General features: G+C 59.5%; 24 protein-coding genes. 13 read left to right on the plus strand and 11 right to left on the minus strand.

Annotated features, from left to right (window positions below; all coding sequences use genetic code 11):
- Positions 1–45 precede the first annotated feature (45 nt).
- Positions 46–1548 carry an inorganic phosphate transporter PitA gene (gene pitA, locus AFK66_RS00320; RefSeq protein ID WP_007779073.1) on the minus strand — a complete coding sequence of 501 codons (1503 nt, stop codon included), beginning with the start codon at positions 1546–1548 and terminating at the stop codon, positions 46–48.
- A 229-nt stretch (positions 1549–1777) separates the two neighbouring features.
- On the opposite strand from pitA, the gene AFK66_RS00325 reads away from it, so the two are divergent.
- Positions 1778–2968 (plus strand): BaiN/RdsA family NAD(P)/FAD-dependent oxidoreductase, encoded by a 1191-nt coding sequence (locus AFK66_RS00325; protein WP_023897818.1) that lies wholly within the window; start codon positions 1778–1780, stop codon positions 2966–2968.
- A gap of 4 nt (positions 2969–2972) precedes the next feature.
- Here AFK66_RS00325 and AFK66_RS20865 read toward each other — a convergent pair whose 3' ends face one another.
- Both AFK66_RS20865 and AFK66_RS00335 read right to left on the minus strand, forming a co-directional pair.
- A complete protein-coding gene (locus AFK66_RS20865; RefSeq protein WP_032983071.1) occupies positions 2973–4373 on the minus strand; it encodes an alpha,alpha-trehalose-phosphate synthase (UDP-forming) in 1401 nt (466 codons plus the stop codon).
- Between the two features lie 25 nt (positions 4374–4398).
- The gene (locus AFK66_RS00335) at positions 4399–5814 is read right to left on the minus strand and encodes a glutamine synthetase family protein (protein ID WP_023897820.1); all 1416 of its coding nucleotides are present in this window, start codon (positions 5812–5814) and stop codon (positions 4399–4401) included.
- A 294-nt stretch (positions 5815–6108) separates the two neighbouring features.
- On the opposite strand from AFK66_RS00335, the gene AFK66_RS00340 reads away from it, so the two are divergent.
- Positions 6109–6618 carry an NlpC/P60 family protein gene (locus AFK66_RS00340; RefSeq protein ID WP_023897821.1) on the plus strand — a complete coding sequence of 170 codons (510 nt, stop codon included), beginning with the start codon at positions 6109–6111 and terminating at the stop codon, positions 6616–6618.
- A 4-nt stretch (positions 6619–6622) separates the two neighbouring features.
- On the opposite strand, the gene AFK66_RS00345 is transcribed toward AFK66_RS00340, so the two are convergent.
- Positions 6623–7687 (minus strand): AI-2E family transporter, encoded by a 1065-nt coding sequence (locus AFK66_RS00345; RefSeq protein ID WP_032968459.1) that lies wholly within the window; start codon positions 7685–7687, stop codon positions 6623–6625.
- Positions 7688–7834: 147 nt separating this feature from the next.
- Here AFK66_RS00345 and AFK66_RS00350 point away from each other — a divergent pair, with 147 nt between their 5' ends.
- On the plus strand, positions 7835–9025 hold the full coding sequence (locus tag AFK66_RS00350; RefSeq protein ID WP_032983074.1) for an MFS transporter: 1191 nt from the start codon (positions 7835–7837) through the stop codon (positions 9023–9025).
- Between the two features lie 39 nt (positions 9026–9064).
- Here AFK66_RS00350 and AFK66_RS00355 read toward each other — a convergent pair whose 3' ends face one another.
- Together AFK66_RS00355 and AFK66_RS00360 are read right to left on the minus strand one after the other, a co-directional pair.
- Positions 9065–9622 carry a DcrB family lipoprotein gene (locus tag AFK66_RS00355; RefSeq protein WP_007765151.1) on the minus strand — a complete coding sequence of 186 codons (558 nt, stop codon included), beginning with the start codon at positions 9620–9622 and terminating at the stop codon, positions 9065–9067.
- A gap of 73 nt (positions 9623–9695) precedes the next feature.
- Positions 9696–10361: a 7-cyano-7-deazaguanine/7-aminomethyl-7-deazaguanine transporter gene (locus AFK66_RS00360; protein ID WP_007778962.1), complete on the minus strand. Its 666-nt coding sequence runs from the start codon at positions 10359–10361 to the stop codon at positions 9696–9698.
- 206 nt (positions 10362–10567) lie between these two features.
- On the opposite strand from AFK66_RS00360, the gene tusA reads away from it, so the two are divergent.
- The 4 genes from tusA (at position 10568) to AFK66_RS00380 (ending at position 13840) form a co-directional block, all read left to right on the plus strand.
- Positions 10568–10813 carry a sulfurtransferase TusA gene (gene tusA, locus AFK66_RS00365; protein WP_004386827.1) on the plus strand — a complete coding sequence of 82 codons (246 nt, stop codon included), beginning with the start codon at positions 10568–10570 and terminating at the stop codon, positions 10811–10813.
- Positions 10814–11000: 187 nt separating this feature from the next.
- The gene (locus AFK66_RS00370) at positions 11001–11984 is read left to right on the plus strand and encodes a TRAP transporter substrate-binding protein (RefSeq protein WP_007778960.1); all 984 of its coding nucleotides are present in this window, start codon (positions 11001–11003) and stop codon (positions 11982–11984) included.
- 48 nt (positions 11985–12032) lie between these two features.
- Positions 12033–12542, plus strand: coding sequence for a TRAP transporter small permease (locus AFK66_RS00375; protein WP_007778959.1), 510 nt, complete (start codon positions 12033–12035; stop codon positions 12540–12542).
- A gap of 11 nt (positions 12543–12553) precedes the next feature.
- Positions 12554–13840: a TRAP transporter large permease gene (locus tag AFK66_RS00380; protein ID WP_023897825.1), complete on the plus strand. Its 1287-nt coding sequence runs from the start codon at positions 12554–12556 to the stop codon at positions 13838–13840.
- Positions 13841–14035: 195 nt separating this feature from the next.
- Here the strand turns inward: AFK66_RS00380 and zntA are convergent, their stop codons facing one another.
- On the minus strand, positions 14036–16252 hold the full coding sequence (zntA, locus tag AFK66_RS00385) for a Zn(II)/Cd(II)/Pb(II) translocating P-type ATPase ZntA (protein WP_023897826.1): 2217 nt from the start codon (positions 16250–16252) through the stop codon (positions 14036–14038).
- 107 nt (positions 16253–16359) lie between these two features.
- The gene (locus AFK66_RS00390) at positions 16360–16986 is read right to left on the minus strand and encodes a lysoplasmalogenase (protein WP_007778941.1); all 627 of its coding nucleotides are present in this window, start codon (positions 16984–16986) and stop codon (positions 16360–16362) included.
- Positions 16987–17126: 140 nt separating this feature from the next.
- Here AFK66_RS00390 and AFK66_RS00395 point away from each other — a divergent pair, with 140 nt between their 5' ends.
- Complete coding sequence (locus AFK66_RS00395; protein ID WP_007778938.1) at positions 17127–17492, plus strand: DUF2500 domain-containing protein; 366 nt, start codon at positions 17127–17129, stop codon at positions 17490–17492.
- A gap of 240 nt (positions 17493–17732) precedes the next feature.
- On the opposite strand, the gene AFK66_RS00400 is transcribed toward AFK66_RS00395, so the two are convergent.
- Both AFK66_RS00400 and rsmD read right to left on the minus strand, forming a co-directional pair.
- A complete protein-coding gene (locus tag AFK66_RS00400) occupies positions 17733–18002 on the minus strand; it encodes a DUF1145 family protein (protein WP_004384839.1) in 270 nt (89 codons plus the stop codon).
- Entirely contained in the window at positions 17992–18588 is a 597-nt protein-coding gene (gene rsmD, locus AFK66_RS00405) for a 16S rRNA (guanine(966)-N(2))-methyltransferase (protein ID WP_007778937.1), read from the minus strand. The genes AFK66_RS00400 and rsmD overlap by 11 nt, the downstream gene beginning before the upstream one ends.
- A gap of 189 nt (positions 18589–18777) precedes the next feature.
- Here rsmD and ftsY point away from each other — a divergent pair, with 189 nt between their 5' ends.
- From ftsY to rpoH, 4 genes are all read left to right on the plus strand, one after another.
- Complete coding sequence (gene ftsY, locus AFK66_RS00410; RefSeq protein WP_023897827.1) at positions 18778–20355, plus strand: signal recognition particle-docking protein FtsY; 1578 nt, start codon at positions 18778–18780, stop codon at positions 20353–20355.
- Between the two features lie 2 nt (positions 20356–20357).
- Entirely contained in the window at positions 20358–21026 is a 669-nt protein-coding gene (gene ftsE / locus AFK66_RS00415) for a cell division ATP-binding protein FtsE (protein ID WP_004384842.1), read from the plus strand.
- Positions 21019–22074 (plus strand): permease-like cell division protein FtsX, encoded by a 1056-nt coding sequence (ftsX, locus tag AFK66_RS00420; RefSeq protein WP_222705944.1) that lies wholly within the window; start codon positions 21019–21021, stop codon positions 22072–22074. Before ftsE ends, ftsX begins: the two co-directional genes overlap by 8 nt.
- Positions 22075–22335: 261 nt before the next feature.
- A complete protein-coding gene (gene rpoH / locus AFK66_RS00425; RefSeq protein ID WP_004384844.1) occupies positions 22336–23193 on the plus strand; it encodes an RNA polymerase sigma factor RpoH in 858 nt (285 codons plus the stop codon).
- 48 nt (positions 23194–23241) lie between these two features.
- On the opposite strand, the gene pdxR is transcribed toward rpoH, so the two are convergent.
- Positions 23242–24735, minus strand: a complete 1494-nt coding sequence (pdxR, locus tag AFK66_RS00430; protein WP_179944220.1) for a MocR-like pyridoxine biosynthesis transcription factor PdxR — start codon at positions 24733–24735, stop codon at positions 23242–23244.
- Positions 24736–24853: 118 nt separating this feature from the next.
- On the opposite strand from pdxR, the gene AFK66_RS00435 reads away from it, so the two are divergent.
- Positions 24854–26119, plus strand: coding sequence for a 4-aminobutyrate--2-oxoglutarate transaminase (locus AFK66_RS00435; RefSeq protein WP_015387162.1), 1266 nt, complete (start codon positions 24854–24856; stop codon positions 26117–26119).
- Positions 26120–26402 lie beyond the last annotated feature (283 nt).

Below are 26402 nucleotides of genomic sequence, written 5' to 3' on the forward strand. Positions count from 1 at the left end.
CGGGTCAGTTTCCTGACCCGCTTCTTAACGTTCACGCAAATTCGCTTACACGAAACGCAACGCTATCCAGTACAGCACGCCTGAGAGCATGATGGAGGCCGGGAGGGTGAAGACCCAGGCCATCAGAATGCTGGTGACGGTTTTGCGCTGCAAACCGCCGCCGTCGACGATCATGGTGCCCGCGACCGACGATGACAGCACGTGCGTCGTGGAAACCGGCATACCGGTGTAGCTCGCGATACCTATGGACACGGCCGCCGTCATCTGCGCCGACATGCCCTGCGCGTAGGTCATGCCTTTCTTACCGATTTTCTCGCCGATGGTGGTCGCCACACGGCGCCAGCCAATCATCGTACCGACGCCAAGCGCCAGCGCGACCGCCATGATTATCCATACCGGCGCGTACTCGATAGTGCTGAGCATATCGGCTTTCAGGTTTTTCAGCAGGCGCTGGTCATCCGCGCTGGTCTCTTTGAGCTTCGCCACTTTATCGGTGGTGTCAGAGATACACAGCATGATACGGCGCAGGTGGCTGCGCTGTTCAACGCTCAGCTTGTCATAGCTGTCGATGTTGTTAAGCATGCCTTTGGCGCGGTCCAGCGCCACGATGGCGCGGCTGGCGTCGCAGTGGAACTCTTTCGGGTTATCCGTCGGGTTCACCTGCTCCGGCGTCGGGATCACCGGGTCCATGCCCGCGACCTGACGCAGCGCCGCCGGGTGCTGCTGGAAGTACGTTTCAACATTGCTGATAGCATCGCGGGTGCGGGTGATGTCATAGCCGGAGGCGTTCATATTCACCACAAAACCCGCCGGCGCCACGCCAATCAGCACCAGCATAATCAGGCCAATGCCTTTCTGACCGTCGTTCGCGCCGTGTGAGAAACTCACGCCGATAGCGGAGAGGATCAGCGCGATGCGCGTCCAGAACGGCGGCTTTTTCTTGCCGTCTTTCTTTTCACGCTCGGCTGGCGTCAGGTGGATACGGGCGCGTTTTTTGGTGCCGCTCCAGTAGCGACGCAGTAAAAACACCAGCCCGCCCGCGAACACCAGGCCGACAATCGGCGAAACAATCAGCGAGCCGAAAATGTTCAGCACTTTCGGGATATTCAGCGCATCCACAACGGATGTGCCGGTCATCAGGGCGTTGGTAAGACCAATCCCGATAATTGAGCCGATAAGCGTATGGGAGCTGGACGCCGGCAAACCGAGATACCAGGTGCCGAGGTTCCAGACAATCGCGGCCAGCAGCATGGAGAAAACCATCGCCAGACCATGCGCGGAGCCTACATTCAGCAGCAGATCGGTCGGCAGCATATGCACAATCGCATAGGCTACGCTTAAGCCGCCAAGCAGAACACCGAGGAAGTTAAAGAGAGCCGCCATAGCCACCGCAAGCTGCGATCGCATAGCGCGTGTGTAGATAACCGTTGCGACTGCGTTTGCCGTATCATGGAAGCCGTTAATAGCTTCATAAAACAGTACAAATCCCAGAGCAAGCAATAGTAACAGGCCAGTGTGTAAATCCAGCCCGGCAAACAAATGTAGCATAGGACGTTACGCCATTTTGAGGACATGAACGCGGCGCATTATCTAAGACAACGGCGGCGTGGGCAAAGTGAAATATAGACTTTTTTTAATCGGTATCATCGAAGTGTCAATTTCACTAAAGAGATTACCTTTTAAATTCAATTTATTAGAATTTGTAACAGGGTTTTGTCTGGTGCGACCAGAGAGGAAACTTTACAATTCGCGGCCTTAACGGCAATGAGGAAGGGTTGTGGAACAGTTTGATGCCATCATCGTAGGGGCAGGCGCGGCAGGGTTATTCTGCGCGGCGCTGGCAGGGCAGGCGGGGCGCCGGGTGTTAGTGCTGGATAACGGCAAAAAACCGGGGCGCAAAATCCTGATGTCCGGCGGCGGGCGCTGCAATTTTACCAACCTCTACGTTGAGCCAGCCGCTTACCTCAGCGCCAATCCGCACTTCTGCAAATCGGCGCTGGCGCGCTACACCCAGTGGGATTTTATCGATCTGGTGGGCAAGCACGGCATCGCCTGGCATGAGAAAACCCTGGGCCAGCTCTTCTGCGATGACTCGGCGGAGCAGATTGTCACGATGCTAATGGCGGAGTGCGAGAAGGGCGGCGTCACCGTGCGGCTGCGCAGCGAAGTGCTGGCGATCGCGCGCGACGACAGCGGCTATACCCTGACGCTCAATGGCGGCGCGGTGCAGACGCCGAAGCTGGTCATCGCCAGCGGCGGCCTGTCGATGCCGGGCCTCGGCGCCACGCCGTTTGGCTATAAAGTAGCGGAGCAGTTCGGCCTGAAAGTGCTGCCAACCCGCGCGGGTCTGGTGCCGTTCACGCTGCATAAGCCGCTGCTTGAGCAGATCCAGACGCTTTCCGGCGTCTCGGTGCCTGCTGTGGTCACCGCCGATAACGGCACCGTCTTTCGCGAAAGCATTCTCTTTACCCATCGTGGGCTCTCCGGCCCGGCGATTTTGCAGATCTCCAGCTACTGGCAGCCGGGTGAGTGGGTTACCGTTAACCTGCTGCCGGACACAGACGCCGCGGCGTTTATCGACGAACAGCGCGCCGCGCACCCGAATCAGAGTCTGAAAAACACGCTCGCCATGCTGCTGCCGAAGCGGCTGGTGGAGTGCCTGCAAAGCCTCGGGCAAATCCCGGACGTCACGCTGAAACAGCTCAACAGCCGCCAGCAGCAGGAATTACTGGAGACGCTGCACGGCTGGCGCGTACAGCCCAACGGCACCGAAGGCTACCGCACCGCGGAGGTGACGCTCGGCGGCGTCGACACCCACGAGCTTTCGTCGCGCACTATGGAGGCGCGCAACGTGCCGGGCCTCTATTTTATCGGCGAAGTGGTGGATGTGACCGGCTGGCTTGGCGGTTATAACTTCCAGTGGGCATGGAGCTCCGCCTGGGCGTGCGCCCAGGCGCTCGCTGAATAACCTCTCAATAGAGATTCTGCGGCGTGAAAATACCGCGCTGGCGCGGAAAGCGCGGCGGCGCGGGCATGCCATCCAGCGCGTCGAGAAACGCGCCCGCCCACCACTGATTATCATACTGACGCACCTGCGTAAGCAGCGCCGCATGGCGCTGTTTTCGTTCCGCCAGCGGCATGGCGAGCGCCGAATGCAGCGCTTCGCTGAGTTCATTCGCGTCGTACGGGTTAACCACAATCGCGCCTTTAAGCTGCTCCGCCGTGCCGCTGCATTGCGAGAGGATCAGTACACCGGGATCGGCGGTGTTCTGCGCCAGCACATAGGCTTTCGCGCTCAGGCTCACGCCTTCTGACAGCGGCGTGAACAGCGCGGCGCGGGCGCTTGCGTAAATCTCAGTGACAGCGCGCCGGTTCAGCGCGTCGTTATGCAGATAATTCACCGGAAACCAGTTCAGATCGCCAAACGCGCCGTTCACCTCGCTGCAAAAGCGCGCCAGCTGCCGCTCAAGCTGCGGTGAGAAGTGCGGGTACTCTTTCGCCGGGTCGCTCATCTGAAGCAGCGTCACGTCGCGCAGGTATTGCGGATGATTGTTCAGCAGGGTACGCATGGCGTCGATGCGGTAGTGAATGCCGCTGATATCGTTGATCACATCGTCGCTGACGATAAGCTTGCGCGAATATAACGCGCCGTTTTTCCCGGCGAGCGGCGCGTGACGCGCCGGGCGCTGCGTCGCCACGCCGCAGGGAAACACGCCGACGTTAATAATATGGCCGTTAACCCGAAGCGTGGTGGCGGAAAGCCGCTCCGTGCGGTAGTGGCGCATCACGCACAGCAGGAAATTATTCACATCGCTGCCCGACTGAAAGCCAATCAGATCGTAGTAAAAGAGCGAACGCATCAGCCAGTCGTGCTCCGGCAGCGTTCTGAACACGTCGCCTGGCGGGAACGGCTGATGCAAAAAGAAGCCGCACGGGTTCAGCAGGCCCGCCTCTTTCAGGCAGCGGGCGACAGGGATCAGGTGATAGTCCTGCACCCAGACGACGTCATCCGGACAGATCTCCTCTGACGCCATCTCCGCGACCGCTTCACTCCAGGCTTTATAGGCGCAAAACGCGCTTTTCTGGTGCGTGGCGAGATCGGGCCGGTTATGAAATACCGGCCACAGCGCCTGATGCACATAGCCGTGGTAGTAACCGGCGTATTCCGCAGGCGACATATCCCAGCGCTGGCGCGTGTAGCCCGCCGTTTCCCGCACCGCGATGCGGCGCGGCGCGCCCGCAAGACCGACAGCGCCGCTCCAGCCCATCCACAGGCCGCCGCGCTGGCGCATGATGTCGTGCAGGGCTTCCGCCTGCGCATCGGCACCGTGCGGCACGCCGCAGCGGCTGGATATCATGACTAAGCGAGACATGATTCACCTCTTCTTTTTCGCGTGATTAATGGTGATGGGCGCGTTTTTCCGCGTCGGTAACTTCGCTTTCGAACCGGGCCAGCTCCTGGCATTTGCAGGCAAGCCAGGCGTCGCTGAACGGCGCGCCGAGTTGCTGCCGGAGCCACTCCGCCTCCTGAAAGCGCGCCAGCGCGTCTGGCCAGAAAAGCGGCAGAGCGGGGAGATCCGCGCTCGCGCCCGCCTCCGGCAGCGTTAACGGATGATCAAGGCCATAAAGAATGCCTGCGAGCGCCGCCGCCGCCACGAGATACGGGTTGGCGTCGGCGCTCGCGAGCCGGTATTCGATGCGCTGACGCGCGGGATCCGCGCAGGGCAGACGCAGCGCCGCCGAGCGATCGTTATAGCCCCACGACGAAAACAGCGGTTCGTTCAGGCTTTTACGCAGCCGCCGGAAGGCGTTGGCACCCGGCGTGACCAGCGCGACGCTTGCGGGCATCAGCGCCAGCAGGCCGCTCAGGCTGCGGCGCATCATCACGTTCGGAGTGTCGGTATCTCCGGCGAAAAGGTTATTACCCTGCGCGTCGTTCAGGCTGATGTGCACATGCAGGCCGCTGCCAGCAAGCTCAGCGCGCGGTTTCGCCATAAAGCTTGCCAGATAGCCCTTTTTTTCCGCGACCTGATGCACCAGTCGCCGCGCCGCCAGCACCCGGTCGCACATCTCCACCACGCGCGGGGTGTGGTTAAAATTGAGCTCGAACTGGCCCGCTTCCGCTTCCGCCACAATGCCGCAGAGCGGCAAACCCTGTCGCCGCGCCTCGGTTTCCATCGCCTCCAGCAGCGCACTGTCGCGGCCCGGCATATCGATATCAAAGCAGCGCGATGTCGGCGGCGCGCCGTCCACGGCCTGCAAATAAAACTCCACTTCCGGGGCTATCACCGGATAAATGCCGCGCGCGTGAAACTGCGCCAGAAGGCGCTCCAGCACAACGCGCGGCTCCAGCGCGCAGCCTGCGCCGTCGGGCTCCTGCATCGCGAGCAGCAACTGGGCGTGATGCGCTGGATCGCTTGCGCAGGGGCGCAGCGTGCCGCTGACCGGCAGACAGAGCCTGTCCGGCTCGCGCTGCGCGAGGGCGCTTTCAACAACGTGCCCTTCCATATCCATCGCGTAGACCGACAGCGGAAAATAGCAGCCCTGGGCGAGCGAGCGCAGGCTGTCGGCGCTGATGCGCTTGCCGCGCCGACAGCCGTTCAGGTCATGCAGATAAATATCGACATGACGGGTGTGCGGATATTCCCGCAGGTAAGCGTCGGCTTCCTGGCGAAAAGAGACCGGCGTGCCGTGCGCCGTGCCCGCCAGCATCCAGGTATTCAGCAATGTAGAGAACATAATCGGTTCCTGGCCGGAAGGTGCCGCTGTCGGGCTAAGGGGTTTAAACCAGGGAGTAAGGGCAAAGGAAAACATAAGTCACGCTTCTTGTAGGCCACTCGGGCGATGGTCAAAGGCTAGCGTTTTCCGGCCGTCGCCGGTGTAAAAATCCCGTAAAAAGAAGGGCATGGCGTATAAAAATGGCGTTTATTCTTCGCCAGATGAAGGGGTTACAGAGGTCGATGAAAGAGGAGTAACAAACGAATGTAGTGAGAGTCGATAGTCTGTTTTATCGCCAGTCGTTAACGTTGCGGCCTGTCAGAGGAAGCACATACGGAGCGCACTTCCTGACCGGGTAAGGAGCAACAATACGAGACGGTAACGATCGCGATGCGTTTATTAATGATGTTTTTTTATTTTACCTCACTGCTTGCGGCTCCGGCGTTCAGCGCCGCGCTGCCTGCTTCCTGGCATTATTATGATTCTTCTCAGGATATCTCTTATCGTTTTAAACACGATGCGCCGCCAGAGACGCTGTTAAAAAGTGCGCTATTAAACCGCTATATCAGCTGGAAAGGCACCCGCTATCACTTTGGCGGCACGACGCATCGAGGCGTCGATTGCTCAGCGCTAATGCAGCATCTGTTTGCCGAATCGGCGAGCGTATCGCTGCCGCGCACGACTTCGCAGCAGCTTAAAAAGGGCAAAGCGGTAAGAAAAACGGCGCTGCAACCGGGCGATCTGGTGTTTTTCAGCACCGGCCCGCGACAGCGCCATGTGGGGGTGTATATCGGCGATAATCAGTTCATCCACGCCTCGAAAGAGAAAGGCGTAACCATCTCCAGCCTCACTAACGACTACTGGCGCGCGCGTTATCTCGCCGCGCGCCGCGTGGTGTAATGGCCTACCCCGGCAGCCGGGTTTTCGGACGGCCTGGGCCAAGCAGCACGGCGAGCTTGCTGCCGCCGTGCGTGGTTTCCATCCAGATCTTACAGACGCTGGTAAGCGGCACCGAGAGCAGCATGCCGACCGGCCCCAGCAGCCATCCCCAGAACAGCAGCGAGAGGAACACCACCATCGTAGACATCCCAAGGCGGTGGCCCATCATGCGCGGCTCGACGATATTTCCCAGTATCATGTGCACCAGCGAGAACAGCAGCCCCACCATCACCACTTCATACACGCCATTAAACAGCAGCGCCTGGATCATGGGCGGGATTGCCGAGAGCACCGCGCCGATATTGGGAATGTAGTTGAGCAGAAAACCGAGCACGCCCCACATCAGCGCGAACTGAATATCAAGCAGCGTCAGGCCGAGCCAGATGATGACGCCGGTCCACAGGCTGATGAGCGTTTTCAGCGCCAGATAGTGGCTGACGCCTTTTAACGCGCGGTGTAGCCCGGCGATGTGCAGTTGCGGGTTAGAGAGCGCGAAACGCAGCTTATAAGGCACGTGGCGCACTTCAAACAGCATAAAGACCACCGTCATCACCAGCAGCACGACGCTTGCCATCGCGCCGGAGAGTTGCGTCATCAGCGTCGTGGCGAAGGTCATCATCTTGTCGGAGTCCATGCGTTGCAGCATACGCTCCGGCGAAAGATGCAGGTGCATAAACGGCACCATTTCCTGAAGATGCAGCAGTTTTCGCGTCAGTTCCTTATTATATTTCGGCATTAACGCGACAAATTCATTAAACGACGCCGCCAGCACGCCTAACAGCAGCGTCAGGCCTATCAGCATCACAAACACGACGATAGTAATGGCGACAGGACGGCGAAAGCCCCGGCGCATAAACCAGGTCACCAGCGGGTTGAGCACAATCGCCAGAAACAGCGCCAGCAGCAGCGGAACAATCATATCCGCCGCGGCGTGAATACCGGCCAGAATAATCACCAGCGCTGCCAGCTTTTGCAGCATATGCAGGCCGACTTTATCTTGTTGGGGTTGGGGTCGTTGTGGACCAATCATAACCAATTCCTTTTATGAGGGCTTTCTTAGTGTAGTGTGCAATGGGCATTGCGCCGCAGGGGGGAAGTCTGAAACGCGGGCGTTTCCGTTGAAGGAAATTTCAGGTTTATACTGACGCTACCGCTGTTGCCAAAAAAGTGAAATGTCATGCCGGATGTAAGCGCCGACCCCGCATTAAGCGGCTTGCGGCTGAACCTGAAAATCGTCTCTATCGTTATCTTCAACTTCGCTACCTTTCTGACCATCGGCCTGCCGCTCGCGGTACTGCCGGGCTATGTCCATGATGTGATGGGGTTTAGCCCGTTCTGGGCGGGGCTGGTTATCAGTCTTCAGTATATCGCCACGCTGATAAGCCGTCCTCATGCCGGGCGCTATGCCGATCTCTGGGGGCCGAAAACCGTGGTGATCGTCGGTATGTCGGGCTGTCTGCTGAGCGGCGCGAGCTATTTTCTGGCGTGGTGGGGTGGCGGCGCGCCGCTGTTGTCGCTGGCGCTTTTGTGTCTCGGGCGCGTGGTGCTGGGCTTTGGGCAGAGCTGCGCGGGAACCGGCTCGACGCTCTGGGGCGTCGGCGTGGTCGGTTCGACGCATATCGGCAAAGTGATCTCCTGGAACGGCGTGGTCACCTACGGCGCAATGGCCGTGGGCGCGCCGCTCGGCGCGCTGCTGTACCGCCACGGCGGCCTGCCGCTGGTGGCGGGCGTCATTATGGGGGTTGCGCTGCTTGGCATTGTGTTAGCCCTGCCGCGTCCGGCCGTGAAGGCGAGCAAGGGGAAACCGTTGCCGTTTCGCGCGGTGCTCGGCAAGGTCTGGCCGTTCGGCATGGCGCTGGCGCTCACTACTTCCGGCTTCGGGGTGATCGCCACGTTTATTACGCTGTTCTATCAGGCGAAAGGCTGGGATGGCGCGGCCTTCGCGCTAACGCTGTTCAGCGGCGCGTTTGTCGGCACACGCTTGTTATTCCCTAACGCGATTAACCGGCTGGGCGGCATTAACGTGACGCTTATCTGCGGCGTGGTGGAAACGGTCGGGTTGCTGATGGTTGGGCTGGCGGTGGAGCCGTGGATGGCGAAAGCGGGGACGTTTCTCGCAGGCGCAGGCTTCTCGCTGGTCTTCCCGGCGCTCGGCGTTGTGGCGGTGAAGGCGGTGCCGCAGAGTAATCAGGGCGCGGCGCTCGCCACCTATACGCTGTTTATGGATCTGTCGCTCGGGATAACCGGCCCGGCGGCAGGCGTGCTGATGGCCTGGGCGGGCGTACCGGCGATCTATCTGGCGGCGGCGGGGCTGGTGCTGCTCGCCATTCTCTTAAGCGTACAGCTAAAAAAACGGCCCGCCCCGTAAAGGGCAGGCCGCGGTTTTAAGCGTAATCTTTACTGCGGATTACTTCACCACGATGGTGTTGATGATGTTCTCTGCGGTGCTCTGCGCCTGCTGCTGGTTATCGGCAGGCAGCGTGATTTGCAGGGTCAGCAGTTTGTCATCGACATTGCCCAGCACCACGGAGGAGTAAGCGGTCTGACCTTTGGCAGAGATGACGGTGTCAAGCTGCTGCATCTTCTGGCCTTTGATTTCAATCGCTTTATTAGTCACGACCTGCAGTTGCGGGTCGCGGGCGCGCTGCTGATCTTCAAGACGCTTCGCCAGCACTTCCAGCGATTCCTGGCTTTTCTCGCCGACGATAACGATCACGGCTTTCTGGCCGGTCTGATCGGAGTAGACATGCATGTTGTTCGCCTGGGTGCCCACTTTACCGCTCTGATCGGTCATATCCGCCGGCAGGGAGAAGCTCAGTTTACCGTCCAGCAGGCTGACCGGCTGGCCGGAGGCTTCGCTCTGTGAGGCACCGGCGCTGGCCGGCGCGTTGCTGTCTTTGTTGTCGCAGGCGGCAAGCCCCATCACCAGCAGGCCAATACCGACATATTTCACCAGATTGCGCATTCACTTATTCCTTTACAAGAGACGGTCAATACGACCCATCCCTGCATCTTAACACAAGAAATTCCGTGAACCTTTAACCGCGCTGCAGCACGTGGAAATCGGATTTATCCGCCAGCTTTTTCAACAGCATATTCAGCAGCACGCCGTACATCGGCAGGAAGAACACCAGGCTGATAAGCACCTTGAAGGTGTAGTCCACCAGCGCGATTTCCATCCAGTGTTCGGCCATAAACGGATCCGGGCTGCGCCAGAAGGCGATAAAGAAGAACGACAGCGTATCGCTGACGTTACCGAGCAGCAGTGACGCGCCCGGCGCCAGCCACCAGTGCGGGCTTTGGCGCAGGCGGTTAAAGACATGCACGTCGAGGATCTGCCCGAGCGCATAGGCCATAAAGCTCGCGGTCGCGATACGCGCGACGAACAGATTGAAGTGCGACAGCGCGCCAAACCCTTGCCAGCTCCCCATATAAAACAGCGAGGAGATCACATAGGAGACCAGCAGCGCTGGCATCATCACGGCGAAAATAATGCGACGAGCCAGCGGCGCGCCAAAAATGCGCACAGTCAGATCGGTGGCGAGGAAAATAAACGGAAAGCTAAACGCGCCCCAGGTGGTGTGAAAACCAAAAATGGAGACGGGCAGCTGCACCAGATAGTTGCTGGAGGTGATTACCAACAAATGAAACAACGAAAGCCAGACGAGCGCATTGCGCCGCTGACCAGGAGTAAAAGACGTCATATTGTGACCTTTTTGTTAGTTGGGGTGAGGGAACCCAGTTCATCTTCATGCTAAGGCAGACGCAGCGCGTTTGCGCAAAAGCCGCCGCATGATACTGCTTTGTATCATCAATGCAATGGTTAATTTTAACGCAATCGTTCACATGAGTTGCGTCACAAAAAACGGGGGGTAAACTAAGGCGGTTTTTTCATAACGCCGAGAGAAGCATGACCGATCTGTTCGCCAACCCTGACCACACCCTGGACGCTCTCGGGCTGCGCTGCCCTGAGCCGGTAATGATGGTGCGTAAAACCGTGCGTAATATGCAGCCCGGCGAAACGCTGCTGATCGTGGCCGATGATCCGGCGACGACGCGCGATATCCCTGGCTTCTGCCGCTTTATGGAGCATGAACTGGTGGCCTCGCAAACCGAAACGCTGCCGTATCGCTATCTGCTGCGTAAAAATCAGTAATCCCTGCCGTAAGCCGCCGTCATGCGGCTTTCTGAACTCACGTCACATTCTTTTTAAACCCTTGTTTCAAAGTTGTTGCTTTTGTGAGGCGCTTCACCCTGCCTTTACAGGACGTCGTCTAGTTTATAACCGACAAATCAAAACACCGTTTTATAACTAGCCTGTCCTTATCCTCTGGAGCGACCCGATGAAAAAGCGATTTATCCCGGCCCTGGCCGGTCTTTGCCTCTCCACCGCGTCACTGCTGTTTGCGCCCGCTCTTCATGCGCAAGTGATTAAAGCGGCCGATGTTCACCCGCAGGGATACCCGAATGTCGTCGCCGTGCAAAACATGGGTGAAAAGTTAAAACAACAAACCAACGGCGAGCTGGAAATTAAAACGTTTCCGGGCGGCGTGCTGGGCGATGAGAAGCAGATGATCGAACAGGCGCAGATGGGCGCTATCGACATGATCCGCGTTTCAATGGCCCCGGTCGCGGCGATTTTGCCGGAGATCGAGGTTTTTACGCTGCCTTACGTGTTTCGTGATGAAGACCATATGCACAAGGTCATCGATGGCGATATCGGCAAGCAAATCGGCGACAAACTCACCAGCAACCCGAAATCACGGCTGGTCTTTTTAGGCTGGATGGACTCCGGCACCCGCAATTTAATCACCAAAAACCCGGTCGTGAAGCCTGACGATCTGAAAGGCATGAAAATCCGCGTACAGGGTAGCCCGGTCGCTATCGGCACGCTGAAAGCGATGGGCGCGAACGCCGTGGCGATGGGCGTGAGCGAAGTCTACAGCGGCCTGCAAACCGGCGTTATCGACGGCGCTGAAAACAACCCGCCGACCTATATCGCGCACAACTACCTGCCGGTCGCGAAGCACTACACCCTGAGCGGCCACTTCATCATCCCCGAAATGCTGCTCTACTCGAAAGTGAAGTGGGACAAGCTCAAGCCCGAGCAGCAGCAGAAAATCCTGACGCTCGCTCGCGAGGCGCAAATGGAGCAGCGTGAACTGTGGAATGCCTACAACAAGCAGGCGCTCGACAAAATGAAAGCGGGCGGCGTGCAGTTCCACGAGATCGATAAAGCGTATTTCGTTAACGCGACCGCGCCGGTGCGTGACCAGTATGGCGCGAAGCATCAGGATCTGATGAAAGCCATCGCCGACGTCAAATAACGTCTAACGCCGGGCTGGCCCCGGCGCCTCATCCTCTGCGGAGTATTTATGTCCCGATTCTTTCTGGTCTGGATGGATCGCCTGTACCTGCTCGCCATGATGGTGGCCGGGGTCGCGCTGTTAATCATGACGGTCGTGATCCCGATAGGGATTTTCTCGCGTTACGTGCTCAACCGGGGAGAATCCTGGCCTGAGCCGGTCGCTATTATCTGCATGGTGACGTTTACCTTTATCGGCGCGGCGGTGGGTTACCGCGCAGGCTCGCATATCGCGGTCAACATGCTGACCGATCGCCTGCCGCCATTTGCGCAGCGGGTCTGCGCGCGCGTGGTCGATCTGCTGATGCTCATCATTTCCCTGGTGATGTTTTACTACAGCGCCCTGTTGTGCATGGAGCTGTGGGAGCAGCCCGTCGCGGAGTTTCCGGTGCTCACGTCAGGAGAAAGTTATCTGCCGCTGCCCATCGGCTCGGCGGTGATGATTTTGTTCGTCATCGAGCGGCTGCTGTGGGGCTCTCAGGAGAACCGCCCGGTCGTGCTCATTGGCAACCATAGCTAGCGGAGAACGTTATGGACGCATTTATCTTACTGGCCACGCTGGCAGTGCTGCTGGCGCTCGGGATGCCGGTCGCTTTCGCGGTGGGCCTGAGCGCCATCGTGGGCGCGCTCTGGATAGATCTGCCGCTGGAGGCGCTGATGATCCAGATAACCAGCGGCGTTAACAAATTTACGCTGCTGGCGATCCCGTTTTTTATCCTGGCGGGCGCGATTATGGCCGAAGGCGGCATCGCTCGTCGGCTGGTGAACTTCGCCTATCTGTTTGTGGGGTTTATCCGCGGCGGGCTGTCGCTGGTGAATATTGTCGCTTCGACGTTTTTCGGCGCGATTTCCGGCTCGTCGGTGGCGGATACCGCGTCTATCGGCAGCGTGATGATCCCGGAGATGGAAAAGAAAGGCTACCCGCGTGAATACGCCGCGGCGGTCACGGCGAGCGGTTCAGTGCAGGCGATCCTTATTCCACCCAGCCATAACTCCGTTATCTATTCGCTGGCGGCGGGCGGCACCGTGTCCATCGCGACGCTGTTTATCGCGGGCGTGTTGCCGGGGCTGCTGCTGGGGCTGAGTCTGATGGTGCTCTGCATCGCTTTCGCGAGGCGGCGCGGCTACCCGAAAGGCGAGCGGATCCCACTTAGACAGGCGCTGAAAATTTTCATCGATGCGCTATGGGGGCTGATAACGGTCGTGATTATTCTGGGCGGCATTCTGACCGGCGTGTTTACCGCGACGGAATCCGCGGCGGTAGCGTGCCTGTGGGCGTTTTTCGTGACGATGTTTATCTACCGCGATTACAAATGGAGCGAGCTGCCGAAGCTGATGTTCCGCACCGTGAAAACGGTGACGATCGTGATGATCCTCATCGGCTTTGCGGCGGCGTTCGGCGCGGTGATGACGTATATGCAACTGCCGACGCGCATTACGGAATTTTTCACGACGCTGTCGGATAACAGATACGTCATTCTGATGTACCTCAACATCATGCTGTTGTTGATTGGCACGCTGATGGACATGGCGCCGATCATTTTGATCCTGACGCCGGTGCTGTTACCGGTCGCTAACCAGCTCGGCATTGATCCGGTGCATTTCGGGATGATCATGATGGTGAATCTTGGGATCGGGCTGATTACGCCGCCGGTGGGGTCGGTGCTGTTTGTGGCGAGCGCCGTGAGTAAGCAGAATATCGAAACCGTGGTGCGTGCCATGCTGCCGTTTTATGGCGTGCTGCTTATTGTGCTGGCGATGGTGACTTACATTCCGGCCATTTCGCTCTGGCTGCCGCGAGTGTTAGGGATGATGTAAGGGCGGTGGCGGGTGTTCAGGTTGAGGTGGCGGGTGCACTTCGTTTACCCGCCCTACGAGTATTCCGGCCGATGTGATGTAGGGTGGGTAAGCGCAGCGCACCCACCGTATCAACCCAACGCCCTACAGCTGGTCTGGATGTGGGGATGTGGTTTTGTAGGGTGGGTAAGCGTAGCGCACCCACCGTATCCTCCGTCAGCCGCGTTTACGTAACAGCCTTAACGCATTGGCGGTCACCAGCACTGTCGCACCCGTATCGGCCAGCACGGCCAGCCACAGGCCGGTTAACCCGAGCAGCGTCGTCACCAGGAAAACGGCTTTTAACCCCAGCGCAATTGCGATGTTCTGGCGAATATTACGGTGCGTGTCGCGGGCAAGCGCAATCATCTCCGGCAGCGCCGCCAGCCGGTTGTGCGTCAGCGCCGCGTCGGCGGCCTCCAGCGCCACATCGGTGCCGCTGCCCATCGCAATACCGATGGTCGCGGCTTTCATCGCCGGCGCGTCATTGATGCCGTCGCCGACCACCGCCAGCGGCGTGCGGGCGTTAAGCTCATTGACCGCCGCCACCTTATCCGCAGGCAGCAACCCGGCGCGGTATTCCATTCCCAACTCCGCGGCAATTGCCGCCGCCGCGCGCGGGTTATCGCCGGTCAGCATCACACTCCCCACACCCAGCGCCCGGAGTTTCTCCACCGCGTCGCGCGCGTCGGCGCGCTGCGTATCGCGTAGTGCCAGCGTGCCGAGAAGCCGATCGCTTGCGGTCACGACGATTACCGTCTGGCCCTGCGCTTCCTGCTCGCGGATGCGCGCCTGCCAGTCTGCCGGAAGCTCAATAGTCACTTTATCCGGCGCGCTGATGCGAAGCAGGCGGCCCTCCACCTGCGCTTCAACGCCCGCGCCCGCCAGCGTGCGCTGCGCACCGGCGCGAAGCGTCGCCACGCCGCGCGCGTTCGCCTCGCGCACCACCGCCTGCGCCAGCGGATGCGTGCTGCCCTGCTCAACGGCTGCGGCGTACGCCAGCAGCGCTTCCGCTTCCAGCCCGTCGACCGGATCGACCGCCGTCACCTGCGGCGTGCCCGCGGTCAGCGTGCCCGTTTTATCAAAAGCAATCTGCTCAACACGCCCCAGCGCCTCCAGCGCGGCACCGCCTTTGATCAGCGCGCCAAAGCGCGTGGCGGCTGCAAGGCCAGACGTGATAGCCGCAGGCGTCGAGATCACCAGCGCGCACGGGCAGCCAATCAACAGCAGCGCCAGCGCTTTGTAAATCCACGGCAGCCAGGGGGCGGCAAACAGCAATGGCGGGATAAGCGCCGTCAGCAGCGCCGCCGCCATAATGACCGGGGTGTAGATGCGGCTAAAGCGATCGATAAAACGCTCGATCGGCGCGCGTTTCGATTCCGCCTCTTCAATCAGATGCAGAATGCGGTCAATGGCGCTGTCGCCGGGGCGTGAAGTGACTTCAAACGACACCAGACGATCGACGCTGGTCGCGCCCGCAGGAACTTTTTCGCCCGGCTGGCGCTCAACCGGCAGCGATTCGCCGGTCAGCGCGCTCTCATCGAAACTTGCCGCCGCGGCGAGCAGTTTGCCGTCTGCCGGAAGCCTGCCGCCTGCGGCCACTTCAATCACATCGCCGGGCTGGAGGTCGCTTATCGCCACGGTTTCACGCGCATCGCCGCGCAAACGCACGGCCGTTTCCGGGCGTAACGCCACCAGCGCACTGACGCCGCTGCGTGCACGATTTGCAGCCCATCCTTCCAGCCGTTCGCCGACTAAAAAGAGCAGCAGCACCATCGCCGCCTCTTCACTGGCCCCGATAATCAGCGCGCCGGTGGCGGCCACGCTCATCAGCGTTTCGATGGCGAACGGATTGCCGCTGCGGATAAGACGCCACGCCTGACGCGCGACCGGGAACAGCCCGACCAGCGTGGTAATGGTGAACGCGATGCGTCCCGCCAGCGGATACACCTGCTCCAGCGCCCAGCTCAGCGCCATAAAGATGGCGATAGCGATAATCGGCAGGTTTTCACGTAAGCCGGAAGGAGCAGCGGGCGCGGCGGTATTTGCCTCGCGCAGCGTATAACCGGCGGCGCGCACCGCCTGTTCAATCGCATCACGCTGTGAAGCGGGGGCATCCACCACCAGTTTTTCGGTCGCGAATAATACCTGAACCTGACGCACTTCCGGCACCTGACGCACGGCGTTCTCCACTTTGCGGGCGCAGGCGGCGCAGTCCATACCGGCGACCTGCCAGCATAACGCGCCTGCGACTTCCTGCACCGGTGGCGGGTTTTCGCAGGCGTCGCTTTCACAGCAGGCCGCTTTGCTGATGGCCGGTTTTTGCGGCGCAGAGATAGGCGTCATTTTCGCAAACTGCGGCGTGGCGTGAGGCTTTTCAGAAGGGGTGCGCATGGCGTCCTCCGGTAATGATAATTTTCTCATTACCAGAGCTTACACTCTGGAGTCGACTCCAGAGTCAAGAAGATTGTGGGCGGAATTTCACCGCCCGTCGTTATCGTTTACAGGTACAGCGAGCGGACAATCATAAAGTGACCCGCAAAATAGCAGGCGGCGGCGATAGCGCTGTCCGCAGTAAAGCGCTTACGGTAGTGGCTGCCGAACCAGACAACCGCGTTCAGCAGCAGCAGTACCGCGCCGACAAAACCGGAGAAGCTGGTGTCGGTCGGGCGGAAGAAATAGAGCTCGCCCGCAAGCCACACCATCACCAGCGTCATGCCGATATAGGTGCAGATCGGCCAGCGGAGATCGCCAAGGCGCGTCCAGATAGTCGCGATCAGCGCCGCGCCAATGACCAGTAGCGCCAGCGGCAGCGGCCAGAAAAAGGAGAGCGTCATCTGGCTCGCGAACCAGACGGTATAAAGCAGGTGCGACAGGAAAAACGCCCCGAAGGCGTACAGCAACTGCTGACGCGGCAGCAGCGTTAACGCATCGCCCGCGAGCGTCGCCACCAGGCCTGCCAGCACCAGATAGCCTGTGGGGCTCGCGAGCGGCGCCTGCCAGCCGAGCAGCAGTAACAGCAGCAGCGTTAAGGGTTTAAAGATCCAGCGTTGCCAGGTGGCACCGCGGTAAGATGCATCGACATACAGCCAACCGGATAAAAAGACAGCAATAAACGACCAAAGCATGATAAGTCCCTGATTCAGTTATTGTAACGTGCACAGGCAGCGCACGGCCCTTGATTTCAGTCTAGTGGTCAGACGGGCGGGATGACAACGCCTGGCGCTGCGGGGTATTCTTAAAAAGAGTTAAGCCGCCGGGATCTGTCATGAGTAAGCCACCGCTTTTTTTCATTATTATCATCGCGTTAATCGTCGCGGCCGCTTCATTTCGCTATGTGCAGCAGCGGCGCGAGAAAACAGAAAATGACGCGGCCCCGGTCACGCAGCAGAACGTAGTGGTGGTTAGCAAGCGGGAAAAACCCGTAAACGGGCGGCGTTCGCGGGAGCAACAGGTCGCGCCGCCTGCGCAAACCGTGCGGTATGAGGCGACGTTTCGCCCGCAGGAAGGCGGGGCGGAGATGCGGTTTCGGCTGGATGAGGCCCATTACCATCAGCTGACGGTGGGCGATGAGGGCCAGCTGGTGTATCAGGGGACGCGGTTTCTGGAGTTTGTTCCTGCGCCCGCGCGTTAACCTGGCGTGGCGGGTGCGCGTTGCTTACCCGCCCTACAAAAATGGCCTGCCCGCACGTTAAGGCGGTATGCCGGGTGCGCGTTGCTTACCCGCCCTACAAAAATGGCCTGCCCGCACGTTAAGGCGGCATGGCGGGTGCGCGTCGCTTACCCGCCCTACAAAAATGGCCTGCCCGCGCGTTAACATGGCGTGGCGGGTGCGCTTTGCTTACCCGCCTTACAAAAATAGCCTGCCTGCGCGTTAACGCGGCTTCTTCTGGTTTTTCTGCCAGGCGATCAGTTCAAATACGCCGAAGATAAAAATACGCGCCTGCTGGAAACGGCTTAACGGCGGGGCGTCTTTCGGCTGCGTGGCGCGCAGCAGCGATAATTGCAGAATATGCATGATTATCATGAAAAATAGCGCCACGTTAACGAAAATATTCAGCGGGCGCGGGAAGGGCTGAATCAGATTCAGCAGCAGAAAGCCCCACACGCCCAGCATCAGCAGGCGTCCCAGATTAATCAGCATTTTGCTCTCCTTGTGATTCGCGCAGATAAAGCCGGTACGCCACCTGGCCCGCCACTTTCTCGCGGTGTAGTTGCCAGCTTGCAGGCACCGGCGGCAGGCCGTTTTCCACTTCGCTTTCAACGTAAATCAGCGCCTGCGGCGCCAGCCAGCCGCGCGTCTCCAGCAGATTCAGCGTCTCTTCCAGCAGTCCTTTACGAAACGGCGGATCGACAAACACGATGTCGTGCGGCTCGCCGTGCTGGCTCAGAAAATTGAGTGTGTTAGTGTTCACTACCTTTGCCGCGCTGGATTTGAGCGTAGCAAGGTTTTTCTGAAGCTGCTGCGCGACGCCGCGTTCCATCTCCAGAAGCGTGGCGTCGGCGGCGTAGCGGGAGAGCGCCTCCAGGCCCAGCGCGCCGCTGCCGGCGAAGCAATCCAGGCAGCGCGCGCCGACCAGATAGGGCGCCAGCCAGTTAAATAAGGTTTCGCGCACGCGGTCGGTGGTGGGGCGCAGGCCGGGGCTGTCAGGCACCGGCAGCTTTCTGCCGCGCCACTGTCCGCCAATAATGCGGATCTGGCCGCTACCCGAGGAGGTTGGTTTCTTCATTATGCTCACACGCTTTTCTGTTCAGGCTGCTATTCTAGCGGCGCAAACGGGCGGGCGAAACCTCCGCGCGGCGGTATGCCGCCCCGGCGGGAAAGTGGTAGACTCACTTATTCATTCGCAATTTTTTCAGTACCCTGAGCCAGACGACGGGACTGCGCCATGTATTAACCGCGAGGAGTGCATTCGCCAATGGCAAAAGAGAAGAAACGTGGCTTTTTTTCCTGGCTGGGTTTTGGCCAGAAAGAGCAGGCAGAAACTGAAGCCGAACAACAAGAACAACAAGCAACAGAACAACCCGCGGCGACAGAAGCGCGCGTAGAGCCTGACTCGCAGACGCAAACGGCCGCGCAGGAGACTACGCACTCCCTAGCCGAGTCTGAAAAATTCGCCGATGACGTGGTGGCCGTCAGCGAAAGCGTGGTGCATGAAGAAAAAGAGGCCGCGCAGCCGGAAACCATTGAGACGCCGGTTCAGCCAGAACCCGAGCCGGAAGCCGTAAAACCAACGGCTGCACAAGCTGAAGAGTGGCTGCCGGAGCAGGAAGAAAACCGCGCGCCGGTAGCGCTTGCGCCTGAATTTGTCGCTGAGCCACAGCCAGAAGCGGCCCCGGACACAATCGTCGAAGAAGACGTTATTGAAGAAACAGCGGCTATTGAAGAGCCGGTGGTTGAAGAAGCAGCCGTTGAGCCTGCGGTGGAAGCGCCGCACGATGAAGACGAGACCGCTCAGGACGCGCCGATTAGCGAAGAAGAGCTGATTGCGCTGGCGGCTGACCCGGAAGCGGCGCTGGAAGCCGAGCCGGAAGAGGAAGAAACCGCGCCGGTCGCGGAGCAGGAAAAACCCACCAAAGAGGGTTTCTTCGCACGCCTTAAACGCAGTCTGCTGAAAACCAAAGAAAATCTCGGTTCCGGATTTATCAGTCTGTTTCGCGGCAAAAAAATCGACGACGATCTGTTCGAGGAGCTCGAAGAGCAGTTGCTGATTGCCGATGTGGGTGTGGACACCACGCGTAAAATCATCGCCAACCTCACCGAAGGCGCGAGCCGCAAGCAGTTGCGCGATGCCGAGGCGCTCTATGGCCTGCTGAAAGAAGAGATGGGCGAGATCCTGGCGAAAGTGGACGAGCCGCTGAATGTCGAAGGCAAAACGCCGTTTGTTATCCTGATGGTCGGCGTCAACGGCGTGGGTAAAACCACCACCATCGGTAAACTGGCGCGTCAGTTCGAACAGCAGGGCAAATCGGTGATGCTGGCAGCAGGCGATACCTTCCGCGCCGCCGCGGTGGAGCAGCTCCAGGTCTGGGGCCAGCGCAATAACATTCCGGTTATCGCGCAGCACACCGGCGCGGATTCCGCCTCCGTGATTTTCGACGCCATCCAGGCGGCGAAAGCGCGCGGCGTGGACGTGCTGATTGCCGATACCGCCGGGCGTTTGCAGAATAAATCGCACCTGATGGAAGAGCTGAAAAAAATCGTCCGCGTGATGAAAAAGCTCGACGAGAACGCGCCGCACGAAGTGATGCTGACTATCGACGCCAGCACCGGGCAGAACGCCGTAAGCCAGGCGAAGCTGTTCCACGAGGCGGTAGGGCTGACCGGGATTACGCTCACCAAGCTTGACGGCACCGCCAAAGGCGGCGTGATCTTCTCGGTGGCCGATCAGTTTGGTATTCCAATTCGCTACATTGGTGTGGGCGAACGTATTGAAGATTTGCGTCCGTTTAACGCGGGCGACTTTATTGAGGCACTTTTTGCCCGAGAGGATTAACCATGATTCGCTTTGAACATGTCAGCAAAGCCTATCTCGGTGGGAGACAAGCGCTGCAGGGGGTGACGTTCCACCTGCGGCCTGGCGAGATGTCATTTCTTACCGGCCACTCCGGCGCCGGTAAGAGTACGCTGCTGAAGCTGATTTGCGGTATCGAACGGCCGAGCGCCGGGAAAATCTGGTTTGGCGGCCATGAAATAAGCCGCCTGAAAAACCGTGAAGTGCCGTTTCTGCGTCGTCAGATCGGCATGATTTTCCAGGATCACCATCTGCTGATGGACAGAACGGTCTACGATAATGTGGCGATCCCGCTGATTATCGCGGGTGCCAGCGGCGAAGATATTCGCCGTCGCGTATCGGCGGCGCTGGATAAGGTCGGTCTGCTGGACAAAGCGAAAAACTTCCCGATTCAGCTTTCCGGTGGTGAACAGCAGCGCGTGGGTATCGCCCGCGCCGTGGTGAATAAACCTGCTGTGCTGTTGGCGGATGAACCGACGGGCAACCTGGATGACGCCCTCTCGGAAGGCATTCTGCGTCTTTTCGAAGAATTTAACCGCGTCGGGGTGACGGTATTAATGGCGACGCATGACACCGGGCTTATCTCACGGCGCAGCTACCCGGTGCTCACCCTGAGCGAAGGGCATTTGCATGGAGGCCGTGTTGGTGAATAAACGTGACGCGCTGAATGAAATCCGGCGCTTTAGCAACAAACTGGATAATTTCCGTAAACAGCGTTCTTCCGGTGAAACAGGACGGCCTGTGCAGAAGCGAAATAAAGGCTCCAACACCAAAGGCAAATCGCGTCGGGGCGGCATCAATGAACAGGTGCGTTACGCCTGGCAGGGCGCGCTTGCCGATCTGAAAAGCAAACCGCTCGCCACGTTTTTAACGGTGATGGTGATTGCCATTTCGCTGACGCTGCCAAGCGTCTGCTACATGGTTTATAAGAACGTCAGCGAGGCCGCGACGCAGTATTACCCGTCGCCGCAGATCACGGTCTATCTCGACAAGACGCTGGATGACAGCGCCGCGCAGCAGGTGGTGGGGCAGCTTCAGGCCGAGCCGGGCGTGGCGAAGGTGAATTACCTCTCGCGCGACGAGGCGCTTGGCGAATTCCGTAACTGGTCGGGCTTTGGCGGCGCGCTGGATATGCTGGAAGAAAACCCGCTGCCGGCGGTGGTAGTGGTCGAGCCGAAGCTCGATTTCCAGAGCAGCGAAGCGCTCAACACGCTGCGCGACCGCGTGGCGAAGCTTCAGGGCGTTGACGAAGTGCGCATGGACGACAGCTGGTTCGCGCGTCTGTCGGCGCTCACCGGGCTGGTCGGGCGCGTCGCGGCGATGATTGGCGTGCTGATGGTGGCAGCCGTATTCCTGGTTATCGGCAACAGCGTGCGCCTGAGCATTTTCGCGCGCCGCGACACCATCAACGTGCAGAAACTCATTGGCGCGACGGATGGTTTTATCCTGCGTCCATTCCTGTACGGCGGCGCGTTGCTCGGGTTTACCGGCGCATTACTTTCACTGATTCTGTCAGAAATTCTGGTGATGCGGCTATCCGCCGCGGTGACGGATGTGGCGAAAGTTTTCGGCACCACCTTTGAAATCAGCGGGTTATCCTTCGATGAGTGTCTGTTGCTGCTGCTGGTCTGTTCGATGATCGGCTGGGCGGCCGCCTGGCTTGCCACCGTGCAACATTTACGTCACTTTACCCCCGAGTAAAAAATATTTGTTATAATCATCCCCTGCTACGAGTTCCCGTCAGCAGGGGATGCGTACCGTGAACTTCTGCTTCTCCTGCCCACGCTTTTTCATAGCAATGTCACATTTTGTGCGTAATTTATTCACAAGCCTTACGTGAACTTGTGGATAAATTCACGGTCTGATAAAAGAGTGGCTGATATTCTCGTTGCTCAAACATGCTGGCCCGTTTGTTGCCTGATGGGGACGAACGCCAGTCCGATGTCGATTGAGAGGATTTGAATGACCAAAGAAATGCAAACTTTAGCTTTAGCCCCGGTCGGTAACCTGGATTCCTATATCCGGGCGGCCAACGCCTGGCCGATGTTGTCGGCAGACGAAGAGCGGGCACTGGCTGAAAAGCTGCATTACCAGGGCGATCTGGAAGCAGCGAAAAAGCTGATCCTGTCTCACCTGCGTTTTGTTGTTCATATCGCTCGTAACTACGCGGGCTATGGCCTGCCGCAGGCGGACCTGATCCAGGAAGGCAATATTGGCCTGATGAAAGCGGTACGTCGCTTCAACCCGGAAGTGGGCGTGCGTCTGGTTTCCTTCGCCGTGCACTGGATCAAAGCTGAAATTCACGAATATGTGCTGCGTAACTGGCGCATCGTGAAAGTCGCCACCACCAAAGCGCAGCGTAAGCTGTTCTTTAACCTGCGTAAAACCAAGCAGCGTCTGGGCTGGTTTAACCAGGATGAAGTGGAAATGGTGGCCCGCGAGCTGGGCGTTTCCAGCAAAGACGTGCGTGAAATGGAATCGCGTATGGCCGCGCAGGACATGACCTTTGACATGTCCCCGGACGACGACGCGGGTGACAGCCAGCCGATGGCTCCGGTGCTGTTCCTTCAGGATAAGTCTTCTAACTTTGCCGACGGCATTGAGGATGACAACTGGGAAGAACACGCCGCCGACAAACTGACCGATGCCATGCAGGGTCTCGACGAGCGCAGCCAGCAGATCATTCGCGCGCGCTGGCTGGACGAAGACAATAAAAGCACGTTGCAGGAACTGGCTAACCGCTACGGCGTCTCTGCCGAACGCGTGCGTCAGCTTGAAAAAAACGCGATGAAAAAGCTGCGTGCCGCGATAGAAGCGTAAGCCGCGTCAGCTTGATGACACACCCCGCCTTAAGCGGGGTGTTTTGTTTTATGCGCGGCGTAAAAGCGCCGGATAAGCTGCTTCAATACATGCCAGCAGCGCTTTAAACGCGCCCTCCATTTTCTCCTCCGCCACGCAGGCGAATCCCATCAGCAGGCCGCGACGCCGGTTTTCCGTCAGGTAATAGCGCGACAGCGGGCGCACCAGAATATCGCGCGCGTTGGCAAGACGGGCTATCTCCACATCGTCCGCGTCGTCCGGCAGATTCAGCACCAGATGCAGCCCGGCGTTATCGCTGAAATCCGACAGCGCCTCCGGTCCCAGATAGCGCGTAATCAGCGTCGTCAGACACGCCCTGCGGCGGCCATACAGCAGCCGCATCCGCCGGATATGGGCGCTGTAATGCCCGGCCTCGATAAACTCTGCCAGCGCCGCCTGGATAATCGAATGGCCGCCGCGATAAAGCTCGGCATGCGCGGTTTTCATCTCGTACGCCAGCGCGCGAGGCAGCACCACATAGCCGATACGCAGGCCCGGATAGAGCGTTTTGCTGAAGGTGCCGATGTAGATCACCGGCGGGTCTGCCACCAGCCCCTGCAACGCTGGTATAGGCTGGCCGGAAAAGCGAAATTCGCTGTCGTAGTCGTCTTCCACGATCCAGCTGCCGGTCTGGCGCGCCAGCGTCAACAGGCGCTGACGGCGCTCAAGGCTCATGACCGCGCCCAGCGGGTACTGATGCGACGGCGTGACGAAAATCAGCCGCGGCGGCGTCCCGGCGCTCTCCGGCGGCACCATGCCCGCGCGGTCAACCATCACCGGCGTAATGTTTACTTCATTCATCTGCAACACATGGCGGATGCCCCAGTACGAAGGCTCTTCCACCCACGCGGTATCACCACGATCGCACAGCATGCGCGCCACCAGGTCGATAGCCTGATGAATGCCTTCGGTGATCAACACCTGATCCGCCGAGCAGTGAACCGATCGCGATACCCGCAGGTAATCCACCAGCGCGCGCTGTAGCTCCGGCGTGCCGCCCTGACAGCTGTAGGTGAGGCGCTGCGGGCTGGGGCGGCGACTGATCCGCGCCTGAATTTTGCTGAAAAGCTGATGCGGAAAGGCATGCACGTCCGGCACGCCGGGGATAAACGCACCCCACTGTTTCGGGCTGGCGCTGACCTGCCCGAGCAGCGTTTTTCCGCGCGAGGAGAAGCCCGCATGCGCAACGCGATCGTGCTGCCCCTGGGCCACCGGTGGCGCAGATAACAGGCTGTCCGGCAGCATGCCGGCGACGAACGTGCCGCTTCCGGCGCGAGAGGTCACATATCCTTCTGCCAGTAATTGTTCATACACTGTTAACACTGTGTTGCGAGAAAGGCCGAGCTGCTGGGCGAGATCCCGCGAGGCGGGCAGACGGCTTTGCGCAGGCAGGCTGCCGTCAAGAATAGTCAGGCGCAGCGCGTTATAAAGCCGCTTATGCAGGCGTTCGTCGCGCTGTTCGCCGAGGCGAAGCAATAAGAGATCGGACACTAAAGAATGCAATTGGATCCCTCATTTATTCGAAACTGGTACTCGATTATAGGGCCATAGCCTGGGTAAATAAACGTCACTGTTTCAGGTTTGTTGCTAAAAAGTGACGTTTATCAGCAGGAGAATGCGGGTGAAAAATTCAGAATTGAACCAACGTCGTCAGAGCGCCACCCCACGTGGCGTCGGCGTCATGTGCGGCTTCTATGCCGAAAAAGCCGACAACGCCACCCTGTGGGACGTGGAAGGCAACGAGATTATCGACTTCGCGGCGGGGATCGCGGTGCTGAACACCGGCCATCGTCACCCGCGCGTGGTGGAGGCCATTGAAAACCAGCTGCGCGCCTTTACACACACGGCGTACCAGATAGTCCCTTACGAAAGCTATGTGGCGCTTGCGGAGCGCATCAACGCCTGCGCGCCGATTGACGGCCCGGCGAAGACCGCGTTCTTCACCACCGGCGCGGAAGCGGTGGAAAACGCCGTGAAAATCGCGCGCGCGTATACCCGTCGCCCAGGCTTGATCACCTTCGGCGGCGGCTTCCACGGGCGCACGTTTATGACGATGGCGCTCACCGGCAAAGTGGCACCGTACAAAATCGGCTTCGGCCCGTTCCCTGGCTCGGTGTTCCACGCGCAATACCCGAACGCGTTGCACGGCGTGTCGGTGGACGATGCGATGGCAAGCCTTGAGCGTATTTTTAAAGCCGATATCGCACCGGATCAGGTGGCGGCCATTGTGCTGGAGCCAGTGCAGGGCGAAGGCGGTTTTAATGTCGCGCCGCCAGCGTTTATGGAGGCCCTGCGCGCGCTGTGCGACGAGCACGGCATTCTGCTGATTGCCGATGAAGTGCAGAGCGGCTTTGCGCGCACCGGCAAACTGTTCGCGATGGAGCATTACGGCGTGAAGCCGGATCTGCTGACGATGGCGAAAAGCCTCGCGGGCGGGATGCCGCTCTCGGGCGTGGTCGGGCGCGCGGAAGTGATGGACGCGCCTGCGCCGGGCGGCCTTGGCGGCACCTACGCCGGTAACCCGCTGGCGGTTGCGGCAGCGCACGCGGTGCTGGATGTGATTGAGCAGGAAAATCTCTGCCAGCGCGCGAACGAGCTGGGCCAGCATCTGCAAGAGGTGCTCAACCAGGCGCGGACGTACTGCCCGGCGATTGCCGAAGTCCGCGGGCAGGGCTCGATGGTGGCGGTGGAGTTTAACGATCCGCAGACCGGCAAGCCGTCGCCTGAATTTACGCAGCAGGTGCTGACGCGCGCCCGTGAAGAGGGGCTGCTGCTGCTGAGCTGCGGCGTTTACGGCAACGTTATCCGTTTCCTTTATCCGCTGACCATCCCGGATGCGCAGTTCAGCAAGGCGCTGGAGATCCTCTCCCGCGCGCTGGGGCGCTAACGGCGAGGGCGGCTTAAACGGCGGGTGCGCACGGCTTACCCGCCCTACATAAAAGCACAACCCTGGCTCGCAGGGCGGGTAAGCGCAGCGCACCCACCGAAACAGCTCGTAGGGTGGGTAAGCGCAGCGCACCCACCGTGTAAGGCAGACGAAACTCTGCCACAAAACGAACAGGAATTACCCCGAGGGCGCCCGCCTTATGGCCTGGCCGCCGCGCAGCAGCGGGCCATAACGGCGCGTCTTTGGGGTGACCTGCGAAGGAGCGCGCTTCGGGAGGCTGACA

Origin of the sequence: Cronobacter malonaticus LMG 23826 (assembly GCF_001277215.2) — a bacterium.
Lineage (GTDB): Bacteria > Pseudomonadota > Gammaproteobacteria > Enterobacterales > Enterobacteriaceae > Cronobacter > Cronobacter malonaticus.

Excerpts from the sequence above, each read along its gene's own strand:
- AFK66_RS00390 (WP_007778941.1), bottom strand. The coding sequence starts at position 16,986 with ATGCTTTGGTCGTTTATTGCTGTCTTTTTATCCGGTTGGCTGTATGTC.
- AFK66_RS20865 (WP_032983071.1), bottom strand. The coding sequence starts at position 4,373 with ATGTCTCGCTTAGTCATGATATCCAGCCGCTGCGGCGTGCCGCACGGT.
- ftsY (WP_023897827.1), top strand. The coding sequence starts at position 18,778 with ATGGCAAAAGAGAAGAAACGTGGCTTTTTTTCCTGGCTGGGTTTTGGC.
- zntA (WP_023897826.1), bottom strand. The coding sequence starts at position 16,252 with ATGCGCACCCCTTCTGAAAAGCCTCACGCCACGCCGCAGTTTGCGAAA.
- pitA (WP_007779073.1), bottom strand. The coding sequence starts at position 1,548 with ATGCTACATTTGTTTGCCGGGCTGGATTTACACACTGGCCTGTTACTA.
- AFK66_RS00395 (WP_007778938.1), top strand. The coding sequence starts at position 17,127 with ATGAGTAAGCCACCGCTTTTTTTCATTATTATCATCGCGTTAATCGTC.
- AFK66_RS00370 (WP_007778960.1), top strand. The coding sequence starts at position 11,001 with ATGAAAAAGCGATTTATCCCGGCCCTGGCCGGTCTTTGCCTCTCCACC.
- AFK66_RS00400 (WP_004384839.1), bottom strand. The coding sequence starts at position 18,002 with ATGCTGATTAATCTGGGACGCCTGCTGATGCTGGGCGTGTGGGGCTTT.
- AFK66_RS00375 (WP_007778959.1), top strand. The coding sequence starts at position 12,033 with ATGTCCCGATTCTTTCTGGTCTGGATGGATCGCCTGTACCTGCTCGCC.
- rsmD (WP_007778937.1), bottom strand. The coding sequence starts at position 18,588 with ATGAAGAAACCAACCTCCTCGGGTAGCGGCCAGATCCGCATTATTGGC.
- AFK66_RS00355 (WP_007765151.1), bottom strand. The coding sequence starts at position 9,622 with ATGCGCAATCTGGTGAAATATGTCGGTATTGGCCTGCTGGTGATGGGG.
- AFK66_RS00345 (WP_032968459.1), bottom strand. The coding sequence starts at position 7,687 with ATGATTGGTCCACAACGACCCCAACCCCAACAAGATAAAGTCGGCCTG.
- ftsE (WP_004384842.1), top strand. The coding sequence starts at position 20,358 with ATGATTCGCTTTGAACATGTCAGCAAAGCCTATCTCGGTGGGAGACAA.
- AFK66_RS00340 (WP_023897821.1), top strand. The coding sequence starts at position 6,109 with ATGCGTTTATTAATGATGTTTTTTTATTTTACCTCACTGCTTGCGGCT.
- AFK66_RS00335 (WP_023897820.1), bottom strand. The coding sequence starts at position 5,814 with ATGTTTTCCTTTGCCCTTACTCCCTGGTTTAAACCCCTTAGCCCGACA.
- AFK66_RS00350 (WP_032983074.1), top strand. The coding sequence starts at position 7,835 with ATGCCGGATGTAAGCGCCGACCCCGCATTAAGCGGCTTGCGGCTGAAC.
- tusA (WP_004386827.1), top strand. The coding sequence starts at position 10,568 with ATGACCGATCTGTTCGCCAACCCTGACCACACCCTGGACGCTCTCGGG.
- AFK66_RS00360 (WP_007778962.1), bottom strand. The coding sequence starts at position 10,361 with ATGACGTCTTTTACTCCTGGTCAGCGGCGCAATGCGCTCGTCTGGCTT.
- AFK66_RS00380 (WP_023897825.1), top strand. The coding sequence starts at position 12,554 with ATGGACGCATTTATCTTACTGGCCACGCTGGCAGTGCTGCTGGCGCTC.
- rpoH (WP_004384844.1), top strand. The coding sequence starts at position 22,336 with ATGACCAAAGAAATGCAAACTTTAGCTTTAGCCCCGGTCGGTAACCTG.